The organism is Indolivaga capnocytophagoides (assembly GCF_036511535.1).
Lineage (GTDB): Bacteria > Bacteroidota > Bacteroidia > Bacteroidales > Dysgonomonadaceae > Dysgonomonas_A > Dysgonomonas_A capnocytophagoides.
On the sequence record NZ_AP028867.1, the window covers coordinates 1,402,049 to 1,427,889 of the forward strand.

The 25,841-nt window shown below is 37.9% G+C and carries 13 protein-coding genes; 1 reads left to right on the plus strand and 12 read right to left on the minus strand.

The annotated features are described in order from the left end of the window. Positions 1-36: 36 nt before the first annotated feature. The 6 genes from AABJ51_RS05730 to AABJ51_RS05755 form a co-directional block, all read right to left on the minus strand. Positions 37-1,983 (minus strand): glycoside hydrolase family 97 protein, encoded by a 1,947-nt coding sequence (locus AABJ51_RS05730; RefSeq protein WP_338374734.1) that lies wholly within the window; start codon positions 1,981-1,983, stop codon positions 37-39. Positions 1,984-1,996: 13 nt separating this feature from the next. Further along, complete coding sequence (locus AABJ51_RS05735) at positions 1,997-4,291, minus strand: GH92 family glycosyl hydrolase (RefSeq protein WP_338374735.1); 2,295 nt, start codon at positions 4,289-4,291, stop codon at positions 1,997-1,999. A 184-nt stretch (positions 4,292-4,475) separates the two neighbouring features. Next, a complete protein-coding gene (locus AABJ51_RS05740; protein ID WP_321577248.1) occupies positions 4,476-6,269 on the minus strand; it encodes a RagB/SusD family nutrient uptake outer membrane protein in 1,794 nt (597 codons plus the stop codon). Positions 6,270-6,285: 16 nt separating this feature from the next. Then, the gene (locus AABJ51_RS05745) at positions 6,286-9,444 is read right to left on the minus strand and encodes a SusC/RagA family TonB-linked outer membrane protein (RefSeq protein ID WP_338374736.1); all 3,159 of its coding nucleotides are present in this window, start codon (positions 9,442-9,444) and stop codon (positions 6,286-6,288) included. A gap of 14 nt (positions 9,445-9,458) precedes the next feature. Next, entirely contained in the window at positions 9,459-10,796 is a 1,338-nt protein-coding gene (locus tag AABJ51_RS05750; protein WP_338374737.1) for a GDSL-type esterase/lipase family protein, read from the minus strand. Between the two features lie 4 nt (positions 10,797-10,800). Continuing rightward, positions 10,801-12,972, minus strand: a complete 2,172-nt coding sequence (locus AABJ51_RS05755; protein ID WP_338374738.1) for an alpha-glucuronidase family glycosyl hydrolase — start codon at positions 12,970-12,972, stop codon at positions 10,801-10,803. Positions 12,973-13,501: 529 nt separating this feature from the next. On the opposite strand from AABJ51_RS05755, the gene AABJ51_RS05760 reads away from it, so the two are divergent. Then, positions 13,502-17,551: a hybrid sensor histidine kinase/response regulator transcription factor gene (locus AABJ51_RS05760; RefSeq protein WP_338374739.1), complete on the plus strand. Its 4,050-nt coding sequence runs from the start codon at positions 13,502-13,504 to the stop codon at positions 17,549-17,551. Between the two features lie 76 nt (positions 17,552-17,627). Here the strand turns inward: AABJ51_RS05760 and AABJ51_RS05765 are convergent, their stop codons facing one another. The 6 genes from AABJ51_RS05765 to AABJ51_RS05790 form a co-directional block, all read right to left on the minus strand. Next, entirely contained in the window at positions 17,628-18,557 is a 930-nt protein-coding gene (locus AABJ51_RS05765; RefSeq protein WP_338374740.1) for a DUF4465 domain-containing protein, read from the minus strand. Positions 18,558-18,598: 41 nt separating this feature from the next. Beyond that, the gene (locus AABJ51_RS05770; RefSeq protein WP_338374741.1) at positions 18,599-19,816 is read right to left on the minus strand and encodes a hypothetical protein; all 1,218 of its coding nucleotides are present in this window, start codon (positions 19,814-19,816) and stop codon (positions 18,599-18,601) included. Further along, complete coding sequence (locus AABJ51_RS05775) at positions 19,813-21,048, minus strand: hypothetical protein (RefSeq protein ID WP_338374742.1); 1,236 nt, start codon at positions 21,046-21,048, stop codon at positions 19,813-19,815. The genes AABJ51_RS05770 and AABJ51_RS05775 overlap by 4 nt, the downstream gene beginning before the upstream one ends. A gap of 21 nt (positions 21,049-21,069) precedes the next feature. Then, positions 21,070-22,356 (minus strand): cell surface protein, encoded by a 1,287-nt coding sequence (locus AABJ51_RS05780; protein ID WP_338374743.1) that lies wholly within the window; start codon positions 22,354-22,356, stop codon positions 21,070-21,072. Positions 22,357-22,534: 178 nt separating this feature from the next. Continuing rightward, complete coding sequence (locus tag AABJ51_RS05785) at positions 22,535-23,674, minus strand: YncE family protein (protein ID WP_338374744.1); 1,140 nt, start codon at positions 23,672-23,674, stop codon at positions 22,535-22,537. Beyond that, positions 23,671-25,731 (minus strand): TonB-dependent receptor, encoded by a 2,061-nt coding sequence (locus AABJ51_RS05790; protein ID WP_338374745.1) that lies wholly within the window; start codon positions 25,729-25,731, stop codon positions 23,671-23,673. The genes AABJ51_RS05785 and AABJ51_RS05790 overlap by 4 nt, the downstream gene beginning before the upstream one ends. Positions 25,732-25,841 lie beyond the last annotated feature (110 nt).

A 25,841-nucleotide genomic window follows, 5' to 3' on the forward strand; every position in this document is an offset into this window, starting at 1 on the left:
TTGAGGTTCATTTTAAATTTCAGAATAAGATGTGTTTTATTTCAATACAGCAGCCCAACCGCCATTTCTTACCATCTTAATAGTAATTTTATCAACAGACACTACGTTTGATTCTTTTCGTCTGTAATCCATAGCCTGACGTCCTGCATTTATCCCATCTTCGAAAGAAGTCATCTTATACACCTGTCCGGTATTGAGAAAATCCATATTCAACTCAAAGGTTCTCTCTTTACTTCCATTTGCCATTCCTCCAATATACCAGATACTACCCTTCCGTTTGGCAACAACAGCATATTCACCAACCTTGGCTTCGAGAACCTTAGTTTCATCCCAAGTCGTTGGAACCTGGGTTATGAACTCTGTACAATCGAGATTTCGATAATACAAAGTAGGATTATCGGCCAGCATTTGAAGCCCACTCTCAAAAATAACGAATAAAGCAAGTTGATAAGCCCTTGTTCCGATACTAGCCGAGTTGGGTCTCTGCGCACTGTAAACATCAGGCTGCATGCTGATCATTGCACCGGGGGTATAATCCATCGGACCTACCGCATTTCGCATAAACGGGAGATAGATACTATTATCAGGAGTGCATCCACCCATTTGCTCCATGCCTCTGACTCCTTCATAAGATAATACATTCGGATATTTATATTCGAGTCCTGCAGGTTTAAATGACCCGTGAAAATCAACAAATAACTGATACTTAGCCGCCTCTACAGCAACTCTCTCATAAAAATTAACCATCCATTGGTCGCTGCGATCCATAAAATCAATTTTAACTCCTTTTACCCCCCAATCGGCAAAGGTTTTGAAAAGAGCCATATTATTTTCTACTGTAAGCCATGTCAACCAAAGGACAATACCTACATTCTTTTCTTTTCCATAACGGATAAGCTCATGTACATCTACCTTGGGATTTGGAGTATAGGGGTCAAGCGTACTTAGTGCCCATCCTTCGTCCATAATAATATACGGTATTCCGAATTTCGAAGCAAAGTCGATATAATATTTATAGGTATCCAGATTATATCCCGAAACAAAATCAACATCATCTCCATAAGGAGACGCATCATTCCACCATTCCCAGCTTACCTGACCGGGTTTGATCCATGAAGTATCATCAATTATATTCTTAGAGGCAAGCTTATAAGTCATGGTATTCTCCAATATTGTTTTATCCTCTTTAGTTATTACAAAATAACGCCAGGGAAATGATCTGTCACCTCTTGTTTTGGCAATATAACCGGCTTCTTCCAATATTTTCACGCTTCGATCACCATCCTCACCAAACTTAACCGGAACTTTCGGAAATGTAGACGACATGCTATTGCTGCCGTTACTTTTCACAAACATACAAGGATAATCATACAGATCAGATTCAGACATCAGTATTTTATATCCGTCTTTAGTATCTATCAATACCGGCAATACCGACATTTTATCAGACGATTTCCACACATTGCTATTTATATGTGTATATACTTCCTCATATGCCGTTTTGAATCCTCCGGGTTGTTGCAGATGCAGCAAATAGTCTTTCGGAAAATTTATAGAACAATCCTCTCCCAAAATCTCTATATCACCCTTTTTCTTCGTTACAAATCGATAAGCAATACCATCATTAAAGGCTCTGAATTCAACAATATATCCACCTTTAAAATCAAGGCTAAGCTCATTATATTCGTTCTTTACACTTGAAAATTTTAAAGGAACAATCGGGGATAAAATTTCATTAACAGAAGCTCTCCGCTCTTTTGACAGTTTTGGATTTAATCCCAAATTCTCATCTTTCAAGTTTAAGCACAAACTATTGTTTTGAAGCAGAGTATCCTTGTCATATGATATAGAATAATAAATCTTTTCGGAGATATTCAATTCTAACTTAATAGCCTTATCGGGAGACAACAGCTCGATCTTTCTCTGCCCGTACATACCACTCAATCCTAAACAAATAACTGCTAGTAGTAAAACCTTTCTCATATTTTAGTTTTATTTATTTTGAACCTTCCAATTCTTTCGAAAAAGAATACGGATAATCCACATCGTTCGTACCTCTGTTTTTATTGGGGACCGAAGACATCTCAAAAATAATCTCGGCACCTCCGGTCAAGTCCTTGTGTGTAAAATAGTTTTTCGAATAGACTTTCTTTCCTAATCTTACAGATTTCACATAGCGGTTATCTTTCGAATTATTCATCGATTTTATTAAAATACTTTTGCCATTTTCAAGATTGACTTTCACACTTTTAAAAAGAGGAGCACCCAATACATACTCGTCTGTAGCCGGCGAAACAGGATAAAATCCCATTGCAGAGAATACATACCAAGCCGACGTTTGTCCATTATCTTCATCACCACAATATGCATCAGGATTAGGATTGTACAGTTTTTCCATAATTTCACGTACCCAGAACTGTGTTTTCCATGGTTCGCCCGAATAATTGTATAAATAGGGCATATGTTGTATCGGCTGATTTCCATGAGCATATTGCCCCATATCCATTACCTGCATCTCCCTCATTTCATGTATTATATTACGGCTGTTGATCCCCAGATAACTGGGTATGATAAATACAGAATCCATCATCTGATTAAAAGTGTCCTTACCTCCCATTAAATCAATAAGTCCTTGCGGATCATGAAACACACAAAAACTCCAATGCCAACTGTTCCCCTCGCAAAACTCATTACTCCAGTCTTCAGGTTTAAACTGAGGATTGAATACACCTTTGTCATCCTTACCGCACATCATTTTATGCTTAGGGTTATAGACATTCTTATAATTCAATGCTCCCTTCTTATATTGCTCCAATTCATTTGCAGACTTACCTAATACTTTCCCTAACTGATATATAGACCAATCATTATAAGCATATTCGAGAGTGCGGGCAACATTTTGCCCAACACTTACATTATTAGGCACATACCCCAATTTATTGTAATACTCATATCCTACTCTGCCCGAAGCCGTTTCTTTCAGGTGGTCATTAGCTCCACGAGTTACCGCTTTCCATAATTGTTCTATATCATATCCTTTGAGCCCTTTGACGAAAGCATCAGCAACAACCGATGCCGAATTTTGCCCGATCATAATATTACGGTGTCCCGGACTTCCCCATTCCGGTAAGAAACCGCTTTCGTTGTAAGCATTGACCAATCCCGCCTGTATCTTTTCGTTTATCGAAGGATAAACAAGATTTAAGAACGGAAAAAGACAACGGAAAGTATCCCAGAAACCTGTATCGGTAAACATATATCCGGGTAATACTTCTCCTGTAAAAGGGCTATAATGTACAACCTCTCCCTGAGCATTTATTTCATAAAAAGTACGAGGAAACTGTACCGATCGATAAAGACAGGAATAAAATGTTCTCAAATGATCTAGATTATCGTCTTCTACTTCGATCTTGCTCAAAACCTGATTCCACTCGTCACGTCCTTTGTCTGTTAATTCATCAAATGTATCACTTCCCAGTTCTTTCAGATTCTGCTCAGCCTGTTCGTAGCTAATAAAGGAAGATGCTACCTTCGCATGGATCTTTTCTCCTCTTCGGGTTTGGAATCCAATTACAGCTCCTGCATGGTTTGTTGAAACTTCGGTCTCACCCCTCAATATCTCGTTATCATCAACAACTGCTTTGTAAGTAAATGCTTTATCAAACTTAATAACAAAATAATTCTTAAAATTTTCGGGTACACCTCCACTATTTCTGGTAGTATATCCTATTATTTTATTTTCATCCGGTATTATTTTGACGTAGGATCCCTTATCGAAAGCATCGACAATTATATAAGAGTTTGTGCTCTCGGGAAAAGTGATTCTGAACATTGCAGCTCGAGAGGTCGGTGTAATCTCGGTCGTAATATCGTGATCTGCCAGATACACTTTATAATAATATGGTTTTGCAACTTCTGCTTTATGAGAAAACCAACTAGCTCGTTTTTCTTCGTCAAAAGTTATTTTACCGGTAATAGGCATAATCGAAAATTGACCGTAATCATTCATCCACGGACTAGGCTGATGAGTCTGCTTGAAACCTCTGATTTTATCGGCAGTATAAGTATACAGCCATCCATCGCCCATTTTTCCCGTCTGAGGTGACCAAAAATTCATACCCCACGGACGAGCTATTACCGGATAATTATTTCCGGTAGATAATTCGAACTTCGATAATGTTCCGGTCAACGGGTTTACATAATCAACGGGCTCTACTTTCTCTGCTGCCGACACCCAAGGTATGGATATCAGACAGAACACAGCAAATAATTGCTTTCGTAATTTATTCATTTTTTATATTTTTTATATAAGAAGAATATTTCCAGATGGAATAAGGTCTTAAACCTATTTATTGACTTTGAAAGCATAACAGCAATAGCTGGTTATCACTTTAAAACACGTCATTAATACTTTCTGTTACTTAATAACAAGCTGGTATCCCAGCTTGTTGTAAATTATACATTAATATCTCGGGTTACCATCCTGAATTCTGCGGATACGGTTCACCCACTGTTACTCTGTTTATCTGACTCTGAGGAATCGGTCTGAGCTGATGCTTATCTGCAATATTGGTTTTAGCTTGCCCATCGTCATAAAGTCTTACACGTTTCAACAGAGTACCTGTACGAGCTAGATCTGCCCACCTGCAATGTTCACCTAGAAGTTCACGAGTACGCTCTTCGAGTATAAAATCGAGAGTGATATCAGACACAGTTACATCCAATGCTCCAACGGAAGAAGTTTCCTTATTTCGAGCACGTTCTCTTACCTCATTTATATAGCGGGCCGCATTTCCTTTATCGCTTAGTTTATAAGCAGCTTCGGCAGCCAGCAAATATGTTTCCGCCAAACGAAAGATAACATATGAGCGGTCCGAATTATCATTGTATTGGGCACGGGTTTTATCCAAAAACTTTTTCATTGTCGGAAATATTTTATTTCCTTCGTATGCATCTGGTGTAAATATGATATACTTATTCAATCCGGTACGGCTTTGAGTCTTTTTCCTGATTTCTTCAGCAGACATCTTATATCCGGGGAAATAAAGGGCTGTATCACCTACTACAGTATATTCCCAACTGAAAGATTCCTTTGTTCCATTGATGGTGTATGAAATATCGCCGCCTTTTTGTTTTTTTGTAGCATACCATACTTTCTGAAATGTAGCATCATATCTGGTATCCTTATCTCTCAGGTTGAATGCCTGATAAGTATAGTTATTGGGATTGAACCATGCATAAGTTCTTCCGTCGTTAATATTCCGTTCTCCCAAATACGAATCATATCCATTTACAAAATAGTGATTTAAAGTTGATGTACGTCCGTATGTATTATTTAAGTCCCAGTCCATGCGAGCCACAAATAATGCCTCGGTATTTCTATTAGACGGGGCATCATTAGCCTCATCAAACACATCTGCAAACTTCGCCATTAGATATATCCCCAATGACGGAGCATCGGTAATGAGTTTAGCGGCTGTATCGTAAGCTTTCTGATAGTATTCTTTTGCCTTGGTAGGATCATAATACTTGTTATGACTGTTATTAGGATAAGTTGCGGCATCTTTATCATATATCCATCCCAGAGTCAGATACACTCTAGCCAATAGATGCTGAGCTACGGCTCCGGATGCACGTCCTGATTCCAAACCGTTCTTTTGAGGACTGGCAGAACAATCTTTAATGGCTCCTTCGAGATCGGAAATAATCACATCATATGCTTTCAACAGATCGTCCCGAACGGCAGCTCTCGAAGGCTGATCATTAAATGTAGTTGTAACGGTTACATCTCCGAACTGCTGCACTAGATTAAAATAAAGAAATGCCCTCAAAAACTTGGCTTCTCCCAGATACTGAGTCCTTTGAACTAATGTCAATTCATTTCCGATCTGAATTTCCTCGACATGCTCTATCAGGTAGTTCAGGGTATTTATATTATCATATGCATACGACCACATATTTCCGGGAAACTCATTATTGGCTGTATATCTGGTAAGATCGTATATAGACATTGCCGTCGTACGGTTTTCGGTTGTCCCACTCTTGAACTCATCGGTTCCCGGATTCATCAATCCATGAATCCCCCCTTCGTCACCATACATACTGCCCAATACAGCATAAGCGGAATTAACACCCATTTTAAAACCCTGAGGTGTTTTCAGAAAATCTTGTGTTGTACTCGAATGGTTTTCTTCATCAAGCCAATCTTTACATGAAGAGAAACCTACAAGCAGGCATATTATAGATAGAAAATATAATTGCTTTTTCATGTTTAATTATTTTTAATTAGAATGATAAGTTTACTCCGAAAATAAAGGATCTGGTCGGAGGTGTATTCAGGTTTACAGTACTGGTAGTCTCTGGGTCAATTCCTCCGTCTTTTTTGTACTGCGAATCGAACCATGTATACAAATTGTATGCTGTTACATATACCCTTGCATTATCTATATTCCATTTCGATGATATATCTTTAGGAATCGTATATCCAACCGATATATTTCTCAGTTTTATGTAAGAAGCATCGTACCTCGCTAAAAGATTTCTGTAATTAACACCTGCCGTAGATGGTTTAGGCCAACGTGCGGTTGTATTTTCAGGTGTCCAATAATCGATATTCAGATTATTAAACCGACCTCCTACTGTATTCATCCAATTGTCATGCATACTCGAAGTAAGTATACCGCCTGATTTAAAAGAGAATAGGAATGAAAGATCGAATCCTTTGTAGCCGAAACGATTGGTAATACCACCTTCAAAATCCGGAGAACGTCTGCCTAGATATACCCGATCATCGTCATTAATTACCTGTTTGGCTTTGGGGGTTACACCATCTTCCTCGTAATCAATATGATGATTCTTTATCTTTACAGTACCAATTACAGATGATGGCCCAGATGTAGAGTACCCGTATGATTGAGCCAAAGTAATGTCTTCGGGGGTATCCTGCCATAATCCATCCGCTTCGAGCGAATATATTACCCAACGGTCTTTCCCTAAATACAGGTTGTTACTCTCGTCTTTCAGGACACCTTCACCCAGATTCGTCACTTTATTGCGATTTGCAAAAATATTAAAATCAGTTGTCCACGAAAGTTTATCTTTTCCGTCTCCGTCCAGATTCACTGTACTGATATTTAATTCTATACCTTTGTTTGTAGTATTTCCTAAATTGGTTAGATATTCATTCGAATATCCAGAAGTTCTCGGTAGACTTACTTTCAACAACAGATCTTTTGTTTTTTGTTGATATAGTTCCAAAGTACCGGTAATTCTGTTCGATAAGAATCCAAAGTCTATACCCATATTCGTGGTTTCTGTATATTCCCACCCTAAAGATTTATCGGGAACCGAACTTGGTTTAACACCCACAACTCCCTCACTTCCGAGCATATACCTATTAGTACTCAACTTCGACATGGTCTGATAGGGATCTACTGCTGTACTTCCGACATTACCCCAGCTTAATCTTAATTTGAGATTCGATAATACCTTTTGGTTTGTCATGAAATCTTCTCTCATTATATTCCAGCCAAGAGCCACAGAAGGGAATGAGTGCCATTTGTTTCCTTCAGCCAAACGTGAAGATCCATCGGTACGGATAGTAGCTGTCAATAGGTACTTTTCTTTAAAATTATAGTTTAAACGCCCCATAAACGACATGATACGCCACTTTTCGAAACCACCGCCTCCAACGGTTTTCCCTAAGGCCAACTCGGGAGAAGGATTATAAAATTCAACATTATCATTGAAGTAATTATATGCTTCTATAGAGTTTCCGTCACGTTGTCTTTCCTGTAGGCTATACAATCCGGTAAGAAAAAAATTATGGTCTTTAGCTATCGTCTTATTCCAGTTTAATATATTTTCTATTGTATACTCCAACCCTAAATAGTGATCGGAGTAGGATCTATTTTGGCTTGCTTTCCTTTTAGTAGTTAAGCTGCCTTCAAACTGTCCGAGCGTTTCATATTTCAATTGTAATCCGGCATTAAATTTGTAACTCAATCCATATGGCAGGGCAATATCTACATATCCTACATTGAATGTCGATAATGAACGGCGTTTATCAACTACAGCTCCGGGTTGCAGGTCTAATACAGGATTCCATACCTGTCCACCGCTTCCGGCGAGTTCTTTAGTCAAAATACCTTCGGCATCATAAGGCGTGGCAAACGGAGATGCTCTCAAAGCCTGATCCATCGGATTATTGTTCGCGCCGTTGTTCAGAATATAGCCTGTCAAAGAAGATAGACCTATCTTCACGGCTTTACTCACCTGACTATCCAGAGAAAGCTTAGCCGTCATACGCTCAAAAGTATGAGCCTTGAAATTATTTTCGCCTTTATAATACCCCACAGACCCGTTGTAAGTGGTACGGTCTCCTCCCCCATTGATCGAAATCTGATGGTTGGTAGTCATACCATTCTGATAAATAAGATCTTGCCAGTCAGTATTGTTACCTGAATAATAGCCATCCATTTCGGACTGATCGGTAAATACCCTGTTTAGCTTCATTATTTCGGGATCGTCCGGTCCTGTGTATTTATCGCTGTTGGCATTATAAAAAGCCCACTGCTTGAGTCGTATAAACTGCTCAGAATTCATCAGTTTATAGTCTTTTATGGCAGTTGTGATGCCATAATAACCGCTATAACTGATTTTCAAGGTACTTTTGGCTCCTTTTTTAGTAGTTATAAGGATTACACCGTTTGCTCCACGCGATCCGTAAATAGCTGTAGAAGATGCATCCTTCAGAATACTGATACTCTGAATATCATCGTTATTGATATCATTCAGATTTCCGCTGAAAGGAATTCCATCCAACACTATCAGAGCATCATTCCGTCCTCCGATCGAACGTTCGCCACGTATTCGTATTGTAGGTACTGCTCCAGGATGAGTGCTTCCCCCATCCATCTGGACATCAACTCCTGCAGCAATTCCCTGCAAAGCCGAGGCCACATTAGCCACTGGGGTTTCCCGCAATGTCTTTTCGCTGACATTGACCATAGCTCCTGTAACATCTGATTTTTTCTGCACACCATATCCAACAACCATTACATCTTGCAATAGATGTGAGTCTTCTTCCAACTTGATTGTATAAGAATCCTGATTATTCTTAACACTGACCTCCTGCTTACGATATCCAATATAAGAAATCTCGATAATATCTCCGACAGAGGCTTCCAGCGAAAATTTCCCTTCGAGATCTGTCATTGTAGCTTGCTTTTTTCCTTTAAGAAGGACGGTAACTCCAATAAGAGGTCCTGAAGAGTCCTCGATAGTTCCCGATATTATTTTTTTAGCTTGTTGTACTGAGGATGCTTCCAAAACCCCGGTGTCTTTCGTAGTAGATTGAGAAGGCATTGTCACCCCAAAGGCAAACAACAGCCACAAGAAGTTCCTTTTATAAAGAACAATTCCTTTCTTTTTCTTAGTTAACATAGTTTTGATTTAAATTAATGTTTCGTTTTTTTTAAAACCTGATCTATACTTAAAGCCCACAGTCGACCGAGTACTTTACTACCTTCAACATTGGGATGGAGGTAAAAAATACCCGATTTACCCTCCTGTGGTTTATGATATATCTTGTAATATTTCCTGAATAATTCAAACCCTTTACGGTCTCCCATCTCTACAAACGGCTGATTTGTTTCGGCTAGCCGGCTGATAACAGGCCGATATGTCTGCAGTCTGTTCAGTCCTTCTTGCAAGTAAACGGCACTATTGTGTGTATTGGGACTATACCAAAGGGCATTGTGCAATATTATTTTTGCGGAAGAATACCTATAATGCAGACTATCTATTATAGATTGCATATTTGTCTCGAATTGCTGCGCTGATACAGGAGCTCCGTTTGTACCATGCGACGCACTGTCATTTGTTCCGAGTTTGATGGAAAATACCAGTCGGGCATCACTCCTATGAATAGAGTCAGCAGCAACAATAACTTTATGAAAAGCTTTACCTCCGGGCAAAAAGTCGTATATAGTATATCCGCTTATTCCGCAGTTACGATAAACAACATCATATCCCAGACTGTCGAGGAGCAATGCCGCAACAGTAGGAGGCGGATTTTTCAGATAAGTACCCTCCGTTATGCTGTTACCGATAAAAATAACATCCAGTTTAGATTCTGCAGGTTTAGGAAAATGACGGCGAGGACAGATCTCCTTTGCAATCACCCGTGCCATGACAGTCGTACCTTTTACATTAGGATGTATCTTATCATACACATAATCGCTTTTTCCTGCCAGAGGAGAATAAAGGTCTATCACCGACGACCGGGTTTTCTCCGCAACCCTGTTAACAATGGGAATTATCTCATTTGTAATCGTACGATCATCCACATTCAGAGAGTTGCCTTCAAAAGCCGGTATCGGATAGCAGAGATATATCCGGGGCTTAGCGGCTAGTTTTCTGAAAGAATTGACAAACTGGATATAATCTCCTTCAAACTGATTTTTGTAAATCCAGTTATGAAGTTTCGCATCATTAGTTCCCATCTTAATAACAACAATATCAGGGTTCCATGCCAATACTTCTTTGTATCTGTCCTCTCCCCAATAAGGATGATCTCCCGACTTCAACATAGTACGTCCTCCTATTCCATAATTACGCACAGTATACCCGTCTCCTAACAATCGTTGAAGTATAGAGGGATATTTGTCGTTCTGATCCAATGCCCAATTTTCGGTAATACTGTTACCTACACAAGCAATTTTTATCTGAGAAAAGGCCGCACCTATCACGAAGCAGGCAAACAGCATGCTCATAAAGCGATATTTCATATTCATTTTTTTATTTTTTAAGGAAAAGAGTACTATCCCAATTGTATGGGAATGGAATCTTTTTGTAATATTCTAGAGAATGCTTTGGCTGCTCGTATTTGGCAGGTATAGGCATTTTAGAGTATTGTCCGAAGAACAACAAACAACCGTCTCTCCACCATACAGCTTCATCTTCCTGTAGTTTCAGTAAAGACTTCACGTGTTCGAAACGTTCTTTATCGATCTTGCCATCAAGTGTATTCCAAATGTTTTCCATTTGCCGAACACCATCAACACCTTTGTAATAATAATCGGCCATCTCATACCAAAGATTCTGCCCCGAAGGCATCTTATAAGTCCACGGAATACGATGGAACCAGAGCAGAAGGTTAATCGGACATGTTTTAGGATCATTAAATGTGCTTGCTAAAGGTTCATGATATTGTCCGACAGCATTGCTGCCTGTTCTTGTACGATCTACCCCAATACTGTCAGTGGTAACTTTATGATAATCAAATGCTGTCCATAAAGGGTCATCGTGCCAGGGTTCAGGACCGTTGTGTGTATTGTAATTCATTATATGATTGAGCCCTAAAGGAGTCATATAATCGACGGCAGTCTCCCGTGACATAAGCATTATTTTCTGAATAGGTTCCAAAATACTTTTATCATTCGAAAATGTCATTCTTATCCACTCTTCCGAAAGTTCTATACTTGAGAGATCTGGATTCCATGCCAAACGCCCAAAAGCATGCCAGTTGGCTTGACCAAATAAATGTCCTGTCCAATTGATATCTGTTCCTATATTAGGAACTCCTGCCATGGCTGATATGCCATGCGTTTTTTTATAATTCTGTAGTACTTTTGAGACAGTAGAACCTTTTCCCTTTTCGTATGTGTCGGATTGTAAAGTTTCTTCGAACAAAGACCCCAGATAAACCAGATGTCCTGCATGTCCGAGATTTTCCTGAGTGATCTGAAATTCAATAGCCAAAGGAGTTTCGGGCATCGATCCGAATAAAGGATGAAACGGTTCTCTCGGTTGAAAGTCAATTGCTCCGTTTTTGGGCTGTACAAATACATTTTTATTAAACTTTCCATCGAGAGGTTTGAATTCATTATATCCATTGATCACTCTGTCTATATGCCGCTCGTTCTGATAAACAAAGGCACGCCAGAAAACAATACCGCCATAAGGTTCGAGAGCTTCAGCCATCATATTAGCTCCATCGGCATGTGTACGCCCATAATCCTGAGGTCCCGGTTGCCCTTCGGAATTGGCTTTCACCAAAAAACCTCCAAAATCAGGAATCAATTGGTATATCTCTTTTACCTTGTCTTTCCACCACTGACGAACTCTAGGGTCGGCTGGATCTGCTGTAGGCAATCCTCCGATCTCCTTCGGGGCACTGAAACGGGCAGTAAGATATATACGCATTCCATAAGGACGAAAAGCGTCTGCCAAACCTGACGCCTTGACAAGCCATTCGGTGTTGAGACTTTTTGCATTGGCATTTACATTATTCAAGACCACTCCATTGATGCCTATGGAAGCATTGGTTCTGGCATAATCGGTATAACGTGGATCTTTGTACCTCGGAAGACGAGCCCAATCCCACAATGTATAACCGGCATATCCGCGTTCTATTGTACCATCGAGATTGTCCCAATGATCCAAAACCCGGTACTGTAATTTAGGTTCTTCTTTAATATCGAGCTTATTTAATGATAAGTTGGTCTGCATCAACCGTAAGTAATGATATATACCATACAGAATACCAATATCTTCGCGGGCAGCTATAACAGTTATCCCGTTTCCGTTCACAGTGCAGCTTCGTATAATATAACCTTCGTTATCAAGATTATTTATCTCTGAAACAAATGGCAGTTCCTCTATTATTTTTGAAGATACAGGAGTGCCAACTATTAAAGTCCCGTTTCCGTATTTATCCGTTTCATTCAGTTCAATATCCAATAATCCGTTCAAACCTAATATCAACTCAGCTTTAGCTGCTTTAAGCCTATCTGATACGGCAGGAAATACAATATGCTTATTTTTGTCTTTATAGCTATCTATTAATGCAGTGTCTGCGATTTTCACATAACGCAGCCAAAGATTATAACCGTTTTCGGCTGATGTACCATGATGCCAAAGTAACAGCATAAGGAACAAAACGATATAAAATCGTGAAGGTCGATTCATAAGGAATTAAATTATAATGTTAATAAATTCAATAAGCGGATAAAAGACGATAGCATCCGAGTTGCATTGCTTATCCGGATACAATGTTAAGACATTCCTTATTAGTATCGTTTTCCTGTATTATATAAAAAGGTATCCTTATTTACATGCGGTAAAAGAAGATACCTTTTTGGTAATTTAAAGTACCAATATCCATAAACACAGCTTGCCTCCGAAATTTTATAATTATACCTTTATGGTGTAGAGAAATGTCTCTGTTGGATACAATCAAATTATCAGAATTAACCTCAGATAATTTATCTATACCTAAAAGACAAATCAAAGGATGAAGCATTTATGAAAAGAAAGCAAGTGAAAAATACATTTTAGGTATAACCTTTGTTACCTTTTTCCGAATAAAACATTGATAACTGATTACTGTTGGCTAATTACTGATTTTGTGACTTTTTGAATAAACTAGGATATTCATAAAAGACAATACTCTCAAAAACTGATTTACTTAGATATCAATAAAGAACCGATTATAAAGATGCAGCAAACCAAATATCTTATAAATAAAGCATATGCCTTACTCCTATTCTGTATATATATGCTGGTACACATACAACCGGTTGAAGCTTCATTTCATATACAGAAAGCCGATATACCTTTATCGAACAATGCTGTATTATATATCTATCAAGATACAGACGGATATATGTGGATAGGTACTTATGACGGATTAAATTTATATAACGGACGGGAAGTTATCACATACAGGCACGAACAGAATAATCCATTGTCGCTATGCAGCAATATAATCTATAAGATAACATCGGGAGGGAAAGACTATATATGGATATCAACAACCTTGGGGTTAAATAAATTTTCACTCAGAGACAGGGTTATCACAGAATCCTATACACAATATCCGAAACTGACCAATATAGAAACTGACGAAGATGGAAATACATGGATGATTACTAAAGACAATACAATAACGCATTGTATAAACAAGCAAGGAAAGAATGAACGTTCCGCCTTTTACAATATACCAATCTCTAATCCTAATATTACGCTGGGAGAGATCAATAAAATGTTTTTATACTCGGGTAATGTATGTATCCTAACCAATGACGGGCGACTGATGGTCAAGGAACGTTCCGATATAAAAGCCACAAATAAATTCAGAGGAAAAGAGCATAATATCCATGATCGAAGAATAGATAAGGCTGTGGTTCACTCCGATGCTTTGTACTTTGTCGATATACAAAATAAACTGTACAAATATAATCTTGTTACATCAAAAAAAACATTCATCACAGACCTGTCTTCTTTTATTGAAGGTGATTCGGGTTTTATTACCCAGATAAAAATATTCAACAGTTGTATTTACATGACTTTTAAGAATTCAGGTTTTATTAAAATTAATGAAGACGGCTCTATTGACTCCACAAATAAAGGAGGTAAGGGAATACCTATATTCTGTATGTGGCCTGACCGTTATCAGAATCTGTTATGGATAGGGAGCGATGGTCTGGGTGTTTTACAATATAGAGAAACTTTGCAACAATTTACCCAGACATCATTAGACGATCTGAAATTGATAAACAAGCCAATCAGAGCTATTCTCACCGATTCTCTGCATAATCTATGGATCGGAACAAACGGAGACGGCTTACTAAAAATAAAAGACTATGGAAGTAACACTAATATTTTCGATACTGATAAACTTCATCGGTTTACCAGTAATGAAGGTCTAACGGACAATCAGGTTTTCGGATTGGAACGCAGCAAGAGCAAACCTATTTTCTGGATCGGAACAGAACGTGGACTTTCTTACTATTCTTATTCGGATAACAAAATCCGTAAAGTAATAAATAATACAAGAAAAAGAGTAGAAAGAATACATTCCATCAAGGAGATTAACGACTCTACGCTTTGGGTCTCAACGACCGAATTTGGATTAATAAAATTGACCTTAACACAAAAAGCATCTAACCTGTATATTAAATCGGCAGAAACTCATTTGTTAAAAGCCGGTAACTTTATCTGTAATGAGATTCACTCAATGAGTTATGATGGACATCAAAATCTCACGATAGGCAGCAGAGGTGGTTATGGCGTGGCTCAGTTTAATATTCTGAATAATAAGTATCACTTTATGCCTATAAATCAACATGGCGAAAAATCGGCAATGGGTGATGTTCTTTGTGTTTACGAAAGTCATGATTCGTCTCTATATATCGGATCCAGCTCTGGCCTGACACAGGTTAGACATCTATCCGGAGATAAGTTACAGGTAAAACAATTCGATAAAAAAAACGGGATGATTAACGATATGATTCATGGTATACTCGAAGACAGCGACGGATACATATGGCTCAGTTCAAACAGGGGACTGATAAAATATAATCCCCGAAACGATTCTTTCTTCAATTTCAGTTCTCCGGCATTATCTATTGTCGAATTTTCGGACGACGCATTCTGGAAATGTCCATATACAAATAATCTGTTTTTTGGGGGAGTTAATGGCTTGGTATGTATCAACCCAGAAAGAGGCATCCGCACGGAACCTCAAAAGAATACTAAGTTTCACTTTTTCGACATTAAAGTTTCGGGAGAAAGCTTTCCGCTTAGTAAATTTATAAATCCGAAAACAAAAGCAATAGAAATACCATCAAATATCTCATTCTTTGCGATATCATTTATAGCCATTAATTTCCTGAGTGATAACAGCTACGAGTATTCTTACAAACTGGAAAACTACAATGATAACTGGATAGACCTTCAGAAGGTCAACGAGGTCAGTTTCATCAATCTGCCTTACGGAAAATATACGCTGAAAGTCAAATATAAAAATGATGTGGCGGAAGGAAACGAACAGTTCAAAACAATAGATATAATCAAACTACCGCCTTGGTATTTATCCAATACGGCTTATCTGATATATACAGTATTAATTATTTCAATCTGTGGATATATTCTATCCATAGTAAAAAAACAACTGAGAAAAAAACATATACAATTAATAAATGATATTGAAAAGAAGAAGAAAAAAGAACTCTTGGAATCGAAAATAAACTTTTTTACCAATATAACCCACGAATTCTTTACCCCTCTGACCTTGATTAAAGGGATTTGCGAAACATTACGAAATGATAAGCAGTTTACCACTTCAGGATATAGCTCTCATATCGAGACTCTTTACAATAACACTTCAGATCTGGAAAAGTTAATCAAAGAAATGCTTACTATAAGGAATCTCGAAAAAGACGAAACATCAGTGTGTATACTTAAAGATATAAATATATCGGAAGTTGTTATTCGTCTTCTTCAATCATACCGACTAATTGCCCAGAGAGCAGATGTTAATATGGAAGAAAACATAAACAGCAATATTATATGGAACACCGATATCTCGTGCTTTCAGAAGATAGTGAGCAATTTGGTATCCAACGCCTTCAAATATACACCATCGGGAGGAACAGTCAGAATATCGGTAAAAGCGGACGACCACACTCTCACTCTGGAAGTATATAATACGGGAAAAGGTATTGAACCTTCGAAATTAGAAACGATATTTACCCGGTATAATATTTTGGAAGATGTAGACAGTAATGGATACTCTCAACTAACGACACGTACTGGTCTTGGTTTATCGATCTGTCATAGTATGACTAAACTGCTTGAAGGTAATATCGAGGTCGAAAGTTCTATCGGAGAGTATACAGTATTTAGAGTGAGCCTTCCACTCATAACCCCGACAATCAATATATCTAAAGATAGCAAAAATAACACTGAAAATAGCGAAACTCACCTCAGAATAGTAGAAGATTCATCTCACTATATACTGATAGTTGATGACAATAAGGATATTGTAAGCATGATATCCAATTATATATCGGACTCATATCAGGTGATGAACGCATATAATGCAGAAGACGCATTAAGAATACTCGAAAAACAAAATATATCTCTGATTATTACAGACATAATGATGCCGGGAAAAGACGGGATAGAACTGATCAAAGAGATAAAACAAAATAAGTTTTTAAGATATATACCTCTGATAGTAATCTCAGCCAAAATAACCGATAGCCAGCAAGAAGAAGGTATAGTGGCCGGAGCTGATGTATACCTGACAAAACCGTTCTCCATATCCTTACTGAAATCTCACATAAATAGACTACTGACTCAAAAAGAAGATATTAAAACATATTATCATTCGCCGGAAAGTGCATATCAGTACACCGATGGTAACCTGCTTCATCAGGATGAAAAAAGCTTCATTGATTCTATTATTTCTATTATAGACCAGAACATTGAGAACGAGTTGCTAAGCCCTGATTTCATTGCGGATTCATTACATATGAACAGCCGATCGCTATATCGTAAAATAAAGAATATCACGACATTGGCTCCGATGGATTTTATCAAAGATTACCGTTTTCTTAAAGCTGAACGATTATTGATCACAACGAATCTTACTATTCAGGAAATAATGTACAAGGTCGGTATTTCCAATAAATCATATTTCTATCGCGAATTCTCGAAAAGAAACAATACAACACCCCGTGAATATCGAAAAAAGAAATAGAATGTGTATAAACCTCATATCTTGTCAAAAAATGAGGATATACACAAAACGTATATCCTCATTTTATCCTTTTACATCAATTAATTCTTTGCGCGGAAAGTTTATCCAAGCAGAAATAAGCAGCAGTATTCATACCCCAAGTAGGATCTGAATCAGATGATGCCATCTGAAACAGTAAATACTTCACATTACCTAAAGCCGCCAACTGAGCTGTATTCACTGTAATCCAGAGATTTGACTGAGTTAGAGTTCCACCGGTATTTTTAGCTAAACTCACTGTTACTTTATTTGTTGTTACCGTATTATCAGCCTTCACACCATAAATATACAGATCAAAATAATCTCCGGAGATATTCAAAGGACGAGCAAATCCGTCTCCTGACAGGTTACCATAATAAGGCCATGGATGATTAGCTATTCTTAAGCCTTTAATCTGATAAGTTCCTGTATTTCCTATCTTTATCCAGTTAGAATAAGTGGATTCGGTAAAAGCCTGTCCTCCGGGATTCTTCGGATCTTTATAACTCGACCAGTATGCTACAATAAACGGTGCACCCGAAGTTCCAGGTTTTCCGGGAACAACAGAACCTGCAGTATTTACCCCACTACCGGGCATACAACCCCATTGATGAGCAACCCAACCGTCAGAACTACCTGGAGCTCCATAATTGGTAATATCATTTACATTAGAAACAGTAAATCCATCCCAATAACTATATTGATCAAACATAGAACTATGGGAGAATGTAAAAATATCACTAACCACATTGGTATTAGGAGTATAAGTATTCGCCCAATATTTACCTCCGGTAGTAGTAATACCTCCTGTCAACTGATCATCCAATAGATTTAGTGTCGTAGTAGAGCCGACTGCCGGATCCGAAACACTGGTCAATGATGTTCTTAAAGAAATAGAACCATCATCGGTACTCTCAAAATCGCTGCTACAAGAAGAGACCAGCCCCAATAGCAAACTCGTTGCGAAAAAATAAAATGCTTTTTTCATGTTTTAATAATTTTGTTTGTGTAATAAATAGGTCTGAAACCTTATTGGTCTTCAGATATGAGGTTTATATCTTTTGCAGATTTAAATATCGAAGTCAGATATCCCCAATCTCCAATGGCACTAAATGTGGGTACATATACTTTTATAAAATCAACTCCCGGTAAATAAACTTTATTACCATCCTTGTCTACAGCCCAGCTTATATCAATGCGGGAATCCTTTATACCTCCGTATCCCCATTCAAAAGTTCCTACATTCCATGAAGACTGGTCTCCATCGCTGATATCTTTGACGGGAATAGCCAATTTAGTACCTTTTAAAGTATAACTATCAGGCTTCCATGCCGGATAATAATCTGTACCTACACCAAATGAAGTCTGTGTTATATATCCTGTTTCATTCTTATTAGACGACCATTTCAAGTACTGAGTATCGTACTCCCAATCGTGTATTCCTGCAACAGGTTCTTTTCCAGCATCCGGTCTGAAATAAGTTATTTCATAGTTTCTAATAGTTGTAGATTTATGGTGTTCGCTTCCTGCTATTTCATACCATTCATCAGCATCTGCTATTCCATTTTTATTTGCATCATAGGCAACCATCACAACAACGGGAGTATTGAATTTTTTTACATCCGCGAGAGATCCATCCATTTCTATAAGTAAATCACGTTGGTTATACGTGTTAATAACAGTATGATCGAATTTTGTAATAACATATCCACCGAAGTTTCCTAAATAAATACCCATATCATTTGTCATTGCGTCTTGAGCTTGAGCCAGAACATCGGCTTCATCAACAGCAAATATTCCACCCCACGATAAAGAAAAATCAGGAGCCGGAGAATACTCAATCACAGTCCCTGCAATGTTTGAGTAGTTATTATCATCTGTTGATACAGAAACTGATGTCGATGCTTTTTTGGAGGTCTCACCACAGGCAACAGTTAAGCTTACATCATATTTTCCTGATCGAGGAGAAATAAACTTCAACACCTTTTGATCGCTAATAACAGAATCTTTGTCATTCGAGGTAATAGACCAGGTATATGATACTTCGAGATTATCTGCGTTCTTAATATCTATATCAGGATTAATTTCTACGACACTATACCTTCCGGTTTCAAAAGATGCGGTAAGATTTATATCAATACTTGGAACAGCAATCGGCGGAACAACAGGATCATCATCGTCACTACTACAAGCATATACAAATACAAAAGGTACTAACAAAAGTGTATATCGAATATATTTTTTCATTTTTCTGATTTTCTAAGGTTATACTTTTCTAAAATATGAAGGTCGGCAGCTCCTGCGAATTTAGTACTTGCAGTTGTCTGCAAAGACGAGTATCTGACAATGTCATCCGAGCTGACACAATTCACGACCTTTATATAATCAATACCCGGCAGATGAACTTTATTTCCGTCTTTATCAATAGCCCAATCTATATCTATATCAGGATCTTTAGCATTAGCATATCCCCAATCCAAAATATCGTACTGCCACAAAGTATATTGTCCTGCGACTTGGGGTTTGATATTAATATTGAACCTCTTGCCTGTAAATGTAAACTTATCCTGATCAATCCAAGATGGACACAAATCTTTCCGGTTACGAAGGAGAGAGAGGTAAAAAGACTCACCTAAACTATTTTCGGTCAAAACGCTTTCTCGATCCTGAAACGGATCAAAAGGACCGACCTGTACCAGAGCTTTATCTTTAGCCGGGCGATGATATGTTACCGAGAAATTACTATCTACGATATTGTCTTTATGAGCACTACCTTTAATTTCATACCACTCATCATCATCAGGTTTACCATTACCGTTTTTATCATAGGCTACAAACAATAATCCGGGAGCCGTAACAAAGTTCGGTACGGACTCATTCACGCCATAAACTCTAAAATCTCTTTCTCCGGGAATATTTATAACTGTATGATCGAAACCAACAACAACAGAACCTCCAAAACTACCTAAATCAAGTAAATATCCGACACTGGTATTATCTATACGACCCAATGCTATCTTCATTACATCTTCTTTGGTATATCCATCCTGTTTATAGCAATCGTTAGCCAGTGTACCCGGTGCAGGAGCAAAATCATACATTGCTGTAATGTATGGCGAATATTGAGACGTTTCGCCGGTTACATTTACGATAAAATCTTTACTGCCGCTTTCGTTTCCTTTTATTACTTTCAAAGTAATATCATACACTCCATCTTGTAGAGCTATAAATGCTAAACTGGCATCAGTAGATAACAGAGAATCTTTAACAGCATTAACGGGATTTTTAGTAAGTATCCATTGATAAGATACATCTGCTGTTGCAACCTGAGGTGTAATAGTCAGAATTTTACTCGCCACCACACTATATGATTCATTGAGTGTTATGCTTATTTCCGAATCATTTTTATCATCATCACTACATCCTGCAATTCCATAACACAGAGCCGGAAGCAGTAAGTACAGAAGTCCTTTTTTCATAATAAGTTATTAATAGTTTTTTTAATTTACTCTTGTTGCAATACTCTCCCCCTTTAGGTGAAGATCGGTAGCTCCCATTATTTCTGTAGAGGTCTCGCCCAACCAGCCGCACTGTTGATTCAGTCCATTATAAACTTTCACAAAATCAATACCGGGCAGATTGACTTTATTTCCCTTCGAATCAATAGCCCAATCAATATCTATGGCAGATTCATCATCGGTGTTCGGTGCATTATCAGCATAGCCATATGCAAAGGCATATTGTACATAGTAACTGCCTGTACCACTTTCATCAATGGCATTATCCGGCAAACGTGTTCCTTTAAAAGTCATGGTTTGTTCTTTATCGAGCCATTTAGGCCAATAATCCAGAGAATGGTTGTAAGCGTTGTTCTGCCACATATAGTCGGTTCTACCCTGATTATCTTCCCACTTTATATACTCTACATCGGTGAACATCACGGTACCCGTACCTCCTCCCGGAACCGGAACTTTATTTGGATCTGGTTTATGGTAAGTCAACTCATAATTAAATACTGTGCCTTCCATATCATGAGCCGCTCCTTTTATCTCATACCATTCATCATCCGGCAATCCATTTCCATTCTTATCATAAGACACCATAATAACCCCGGCCTCACTGCTTCCACCTCTGGTCGGAGCTTCCGGATTAGGATTATTTTCTGCCCAGAAAGCATTACCTAAAACCCTGAAATCTCTTTTGCCTTTAACATTCGCAATGGTATGGTCAAATCCAAATACTACATATCCGCCAAAACCGCCCAATGATATAAGAGTACCCTGCTCTTTTGCCAGATAGTCATTCGTACGGCGAAGTATGGTTTCATAAGAATCTCCGGAGTTTGCAGGTGGCAGATCGTTTACAAACTGCCCCGGAGCAGGCTTAAAGTCATATACTTTATTTATGTAATATTTATAAGCTTTAGATTCGTTGTTTACAGTCACTACAACGTCTTTTTCAGAAACTTCTCCTTTATCGGAAATAAGTAATTTCAATTTATATTCACCGCTTACAGCAGCCACAAAGAGAGGTTTCTGAGAGGTTCTGTTTTGTAAAGAATATAATTCGCTAGGAGCACCGGATACACTCCAATCATAAGTAGCATTATCCGAAACCGAAACTTTAGGATCAATTTCCAGAATTTTTGATTTTGTCACAGAATACGAAACACTTTCCTCTCCTCCGGGAGTAGGATCAGGATCGGGAGTGTCATCCGAACTACTACATGCGGCTAATACCAGCAAAGAAAAAGCTGATAATAAAGTCCGAAAAACTTTGTCAGTCATTTTATTCATATTTAATTAAGGTCATAGACCAGTTTGTATTTCTACGTAAATACTGTCAGTTATAAAAAGGTTACAAAGGTTACACAGAATATGTATTTTCTCGGGTGTATCCTTTTCCCCTTTATTGCATCGTTATATTATAGATAAAAGAAGATGATTATAAATGAAGCTTCTACCGTTATTTATATACAAATGCAAAGTGTCCCGGAATATTCCCCGCCGGGGTTTTCCATCTCATTTTTCCTTCAGGAGAAAAGCAATAGATATATCCTGTAACAACATAGTTTTGAGCATCACAGATATAGATTTCTCTTGTCTGTGGATTCACTTCTAATCCATAAGGAATCATTATACGCTTATCGGTTCCGTCAGTTATAATTTTATCACTGACAACCTGTTTTGTTTTAGAATTAAAGATTCCATAAGTAATAGTATTACTGTTGGTTATATAGCTCCACGCTACACTGTAATAATAGAGAGAATCTCCCACCATTTTCATCTCCATAACAGGTATATCAAGTTGATGAGTCACCTTATCAGTCTTACTGTCAATGACAAATAAATTAGGTGGAGTATCGTAATAATCACCTCTCGAGCTTACATAAATATCACCCTGTCTGTCAATAGCCATGCGCAAAAGGTTGATCCCGACATCAATCTTTTTAATCTCTGTAAAAGATTCCAGATCAACCACAGATACCGTATGATCATAATTGGGTACTCTATATCCACCCGAATTAGCTACATACAGTTTTCCGTCATGAACGACCATTTCTTCCGGCTGATAACCGACTGTTACTTTTCGGGTTATTTCTAATGTGGCAGTATCTATTTCGGCTACAAATCCAATTTCGGCATTCGGATCAATAGCCACAGGACCGGCATACGAACTTACATAAGCTTTATCTTTATAGAAAGCCAGATAACGGCAGTTAGGAATATCTATTTTTTTGATTCGCTTTGCAGTCCATTTATCCATCACTTCCACTTTATTCGAACAATTGATAACTGCATACAACTTATTTCCATATATCTTCAGATCGTTTCCTACATCCCCCATTTCCTTTACAACATCAGGATTCCGTTCCGAATAAATATCCTGAGTATATACTCCCGTCCTGTAATTAAACATATCGAGGCTTGCTCTATTCATTCCCATATTCCCTTCGTTGAGCAGATAAAAACCTTCTATATTACCGCCCAGATGAGGTTCTGTAACGAGAGTATCAGACGATAAGAATATCGTCTCATCTTCGCGGCATCCTGAGAAAAAAATCAACAGGCTGATTGATAATATTGTGATCAGGTATTTTTTCATAATTCCATACTGAGTATAAAACGAAATGTTCTTCCGGGCATCGGATAATTATATATTATTTCGTATTGTTGATTCAGAAGATTATTGACTTCCACTGTTCCTTTTATTTTATGTCCGTTAAATGTAAATTCTTTCTGAAGCGACAGGTCATGTGTATACCAGGGTTGTATTTCGTTGACTGGTATATTATTAACATTTCCGTTATACCTTTTACCTACATATATAAAGCTGTAGTTAAGATTCCATTTATTGTATTGAGCATTTATGATTGCCGATCCGCTATGCCACGGGGTATAAGGTATCTGATCTCCATAAGAAGACATCTCCAATCCTGAAAATTTGGTATAATCTTCACTGATTGAATATGTATAATTGAGATTGGCCGTAACATCTACTTTTTTAACACTCATATGAGCATTAATTACAGTTTCAACTCCTTTGCCTCGAACCTTTCCCATATTAGTCATCATCCATCTAAACAGATTTCCTGTAGGAGCAGCTACTATTTTGTCTTTCGTACTGGTATAATATGCATCGGCCTGTATCCGCAAAAAATTCAAAAATCCGCCGGAAACAGGTAATCCATAAGTAAACCCGATGTCATACTGATTCATATATTCAGGACGTAAAGAACTCGACCCGACCATAGTATAGTAAAGGTCGTTGAAGGTAGGCATCCTGAATATCCGCTTTGAGAAAGCACGAATGTTAAAATCATGTTCTTCGAAAGGTTTGTAGCTGATGAATAAAGCCGGTGTAAATTCCGTTTTATCTCCGGCTTTCGCATTATATCTGACTTCGTCATGAACATAAGTACCTAACACACTTGCCAAAACCTTAAACTTTGCTGTACGAAAAGAGGTCGCAAACGAAAATAAGCCCGTATATCTCTGTGGATATGAGAATTTAGTTTGAATTCCTTTTCGTGTTGCATTTAATCTATTATACTGTAAATCGGTAGATAACGACACATCCCAATATGGTGATATACTGTACATATTCACAGCAGACAAATAATACTCCTGTTGATAATAGCTATCATCGGATTGTGCTCCTTCGGTCACAACTTCCCCCAGAATAGAGGTTGTATCACGGGCAACATAATGCATATAATCGAAAGCATACTTTCCTCTGGCCTGGAACTTATACTTATCGGTAAATTCTTTTGTAAAGAATCCCTGAACGAAGAAGTTTTTATCATTCTGCCTGTATCCGTCTTTAAACTTATTTTCGACTATCGCACCGGGCGCACCTCTGTCTGACTGATAATAATAGATTTTAGCATCCCAGAATCCATTATTTACCTTTCCATACAATCCGCTTTCAATTCTTACGGCCTCTATGTCGCTGTTCCATCTGGTAGCTGTAGTATCGTAAGCGACTGTCTTATCCTGATTAAGCCTTTTATATCTGAATTTGTATTCACCATTGGATTTTATGTACTCGGAACTAAGGCTATAGCTGATATTTGAGTTTATTTTTTGTTCCCATCGGAATGACGGGTTGTGGTAGTTAATCGACATTGTCTTATAGCGGACGAGTAGATTTGTCTTTCGGGAATCCTTAAACTGAGGTTTCTTTGTCCGCATATAAATTGTAGATGCTGCGGCAAAATCTTTAGCAGACTGAAATATTTCACTCTTCTGACCATTATACATTGTTAGGGATTCCATGTCATCCAATGAATATTTACCCAAATCGGTCACACCATTTTGTGCATTACCTAATTCGATCCCATCATAAAAAACTCCGACATGATGAGTTCCCATATTTCTGACATCTACAGTCTTTAATCCTCCTACACCTCCGTAATCTTTAATCTGTGTTCCTGCAAAATACCGTAAAGCATCAGCAACAGAATGGCTCGATAAGTTATCCAGCTGCTTTCCGGATAAAGATTGTACGGGGATAACTTCTTCAAAAGGTTTAGCTGTAACTTTTACCTCTTGCAAAACCTGCACACTATCGAGCTTACTCTGAGCTGAAATAACAGAAGAGATAAAGATCAAAGTTAGAGTTAGTAGTATTTTTCTTTGTTTAAAGTTTGAGCAATACATTTCCGGCTAATTAGTTTCCTATTTAGCTAACGATAGAATAGTATATATACCTGAAAGTATAGGGTATAAACCTTTTAATTGGTTTATACTTGTTTCTTACAGCTCTATTC

Excerpts from the sequence above, each read along its gene's own strand:
- AABJ51_RS05790 (WP_338374745.1), bottom strand. The coding sequence starts at position 25,731 with ATGTATTGCTCAAACTTTAAACAAAGAAAAATACTACTAACTCTAACT.
- AABJ51_RS05735 (WP_338374735.1), bottom strand. The coding sequence starts at position 4,291 with ATGAATAAATTACGAAAGCAATTATTTGCTGTGTTCTGTCTGATATCC.
- AABJ51_RS05760 (WP_338374739.1), top strand. The coding sequence starts at position 13,502 with ATGCAGCAAACCAAATATCTTATAAATAAAGCATATGCCTTACTCCTA.
- AABJ51_RS05775 (WP_338374742.1), bottom strand. The coding sequence starts at position 21,048 with ATGAAAAAAGGACTTCTGTACTTACTGCTTCCGGCTCTGTGTTATGGA.
- AABJ51_RS05755 (WP_338374738.1), bottom strand. The coding sequence starts at position 12,972 with ATGAATCGACCTTCACGATTTTATATCGTTTTGTTCCTTATGCTGTTA.
- AABJ51_RS05750 (WP_338374737.1), bottom strand. The coding sequence starts at position 10,796 with ATGAATATGAAATATCGCTTTATGAGCATGCTGTTTGCCTGCTTCGTG.
- AABJ51_RS05780 (WP_338374743.1), bottom strand. The coding sequence starts at position 22,356 with ATGACTGACAAAGTTTTTCGGACTTTATTATCAGCTTTTTCTTTGCTG.
- AABJ51_RS05745 (WP_338374736.1), bottom strand. The coding sequence starts at position 9,444 with ATGTTAACTAAGAAAAAGAAAGGAATTGTTCTTTATAAAAGGAACTTC.
- AABJ51_RS05765 (WP_338374740.1), bottom strand. The coding sequence starts at position 18,557 with ATGAAAAAAGCATTTTATTTTTTCGCAACGAGTTTGCTATTGGGGCTG.
- AABJ51_RS05740 (WP_321577248.1), bottom strand. The coding sequence starts at position 6,269 with ATGAAAAAGCAATTATATTTTCTATCTATAATATGCCTGCTTGTAGGT.
- AABJ51_RS05785 (WP_338374744.1), bottom strand. The coding sequence starts at position 23,674 with ATGAAAAAATACCTGATCACAATATTATCAATCAGCCTGTTGATTTTT.
- AABJ51_RS05730 (WP_338374734.1), bottom strand. The coding sequence starts at position 1,983 with ATGAGAAAGGTTTTACTACTAGCAGTTATTTGTTTAGGATTGAGTGGT.
- AABJ51_RS05770 (WP_338374741.1), bottom strand. The coding sequence starts at position 19,816 with ATGAAAAAATATATTCGATATACACTTTTGTTAGTACCTTTTGTATTT.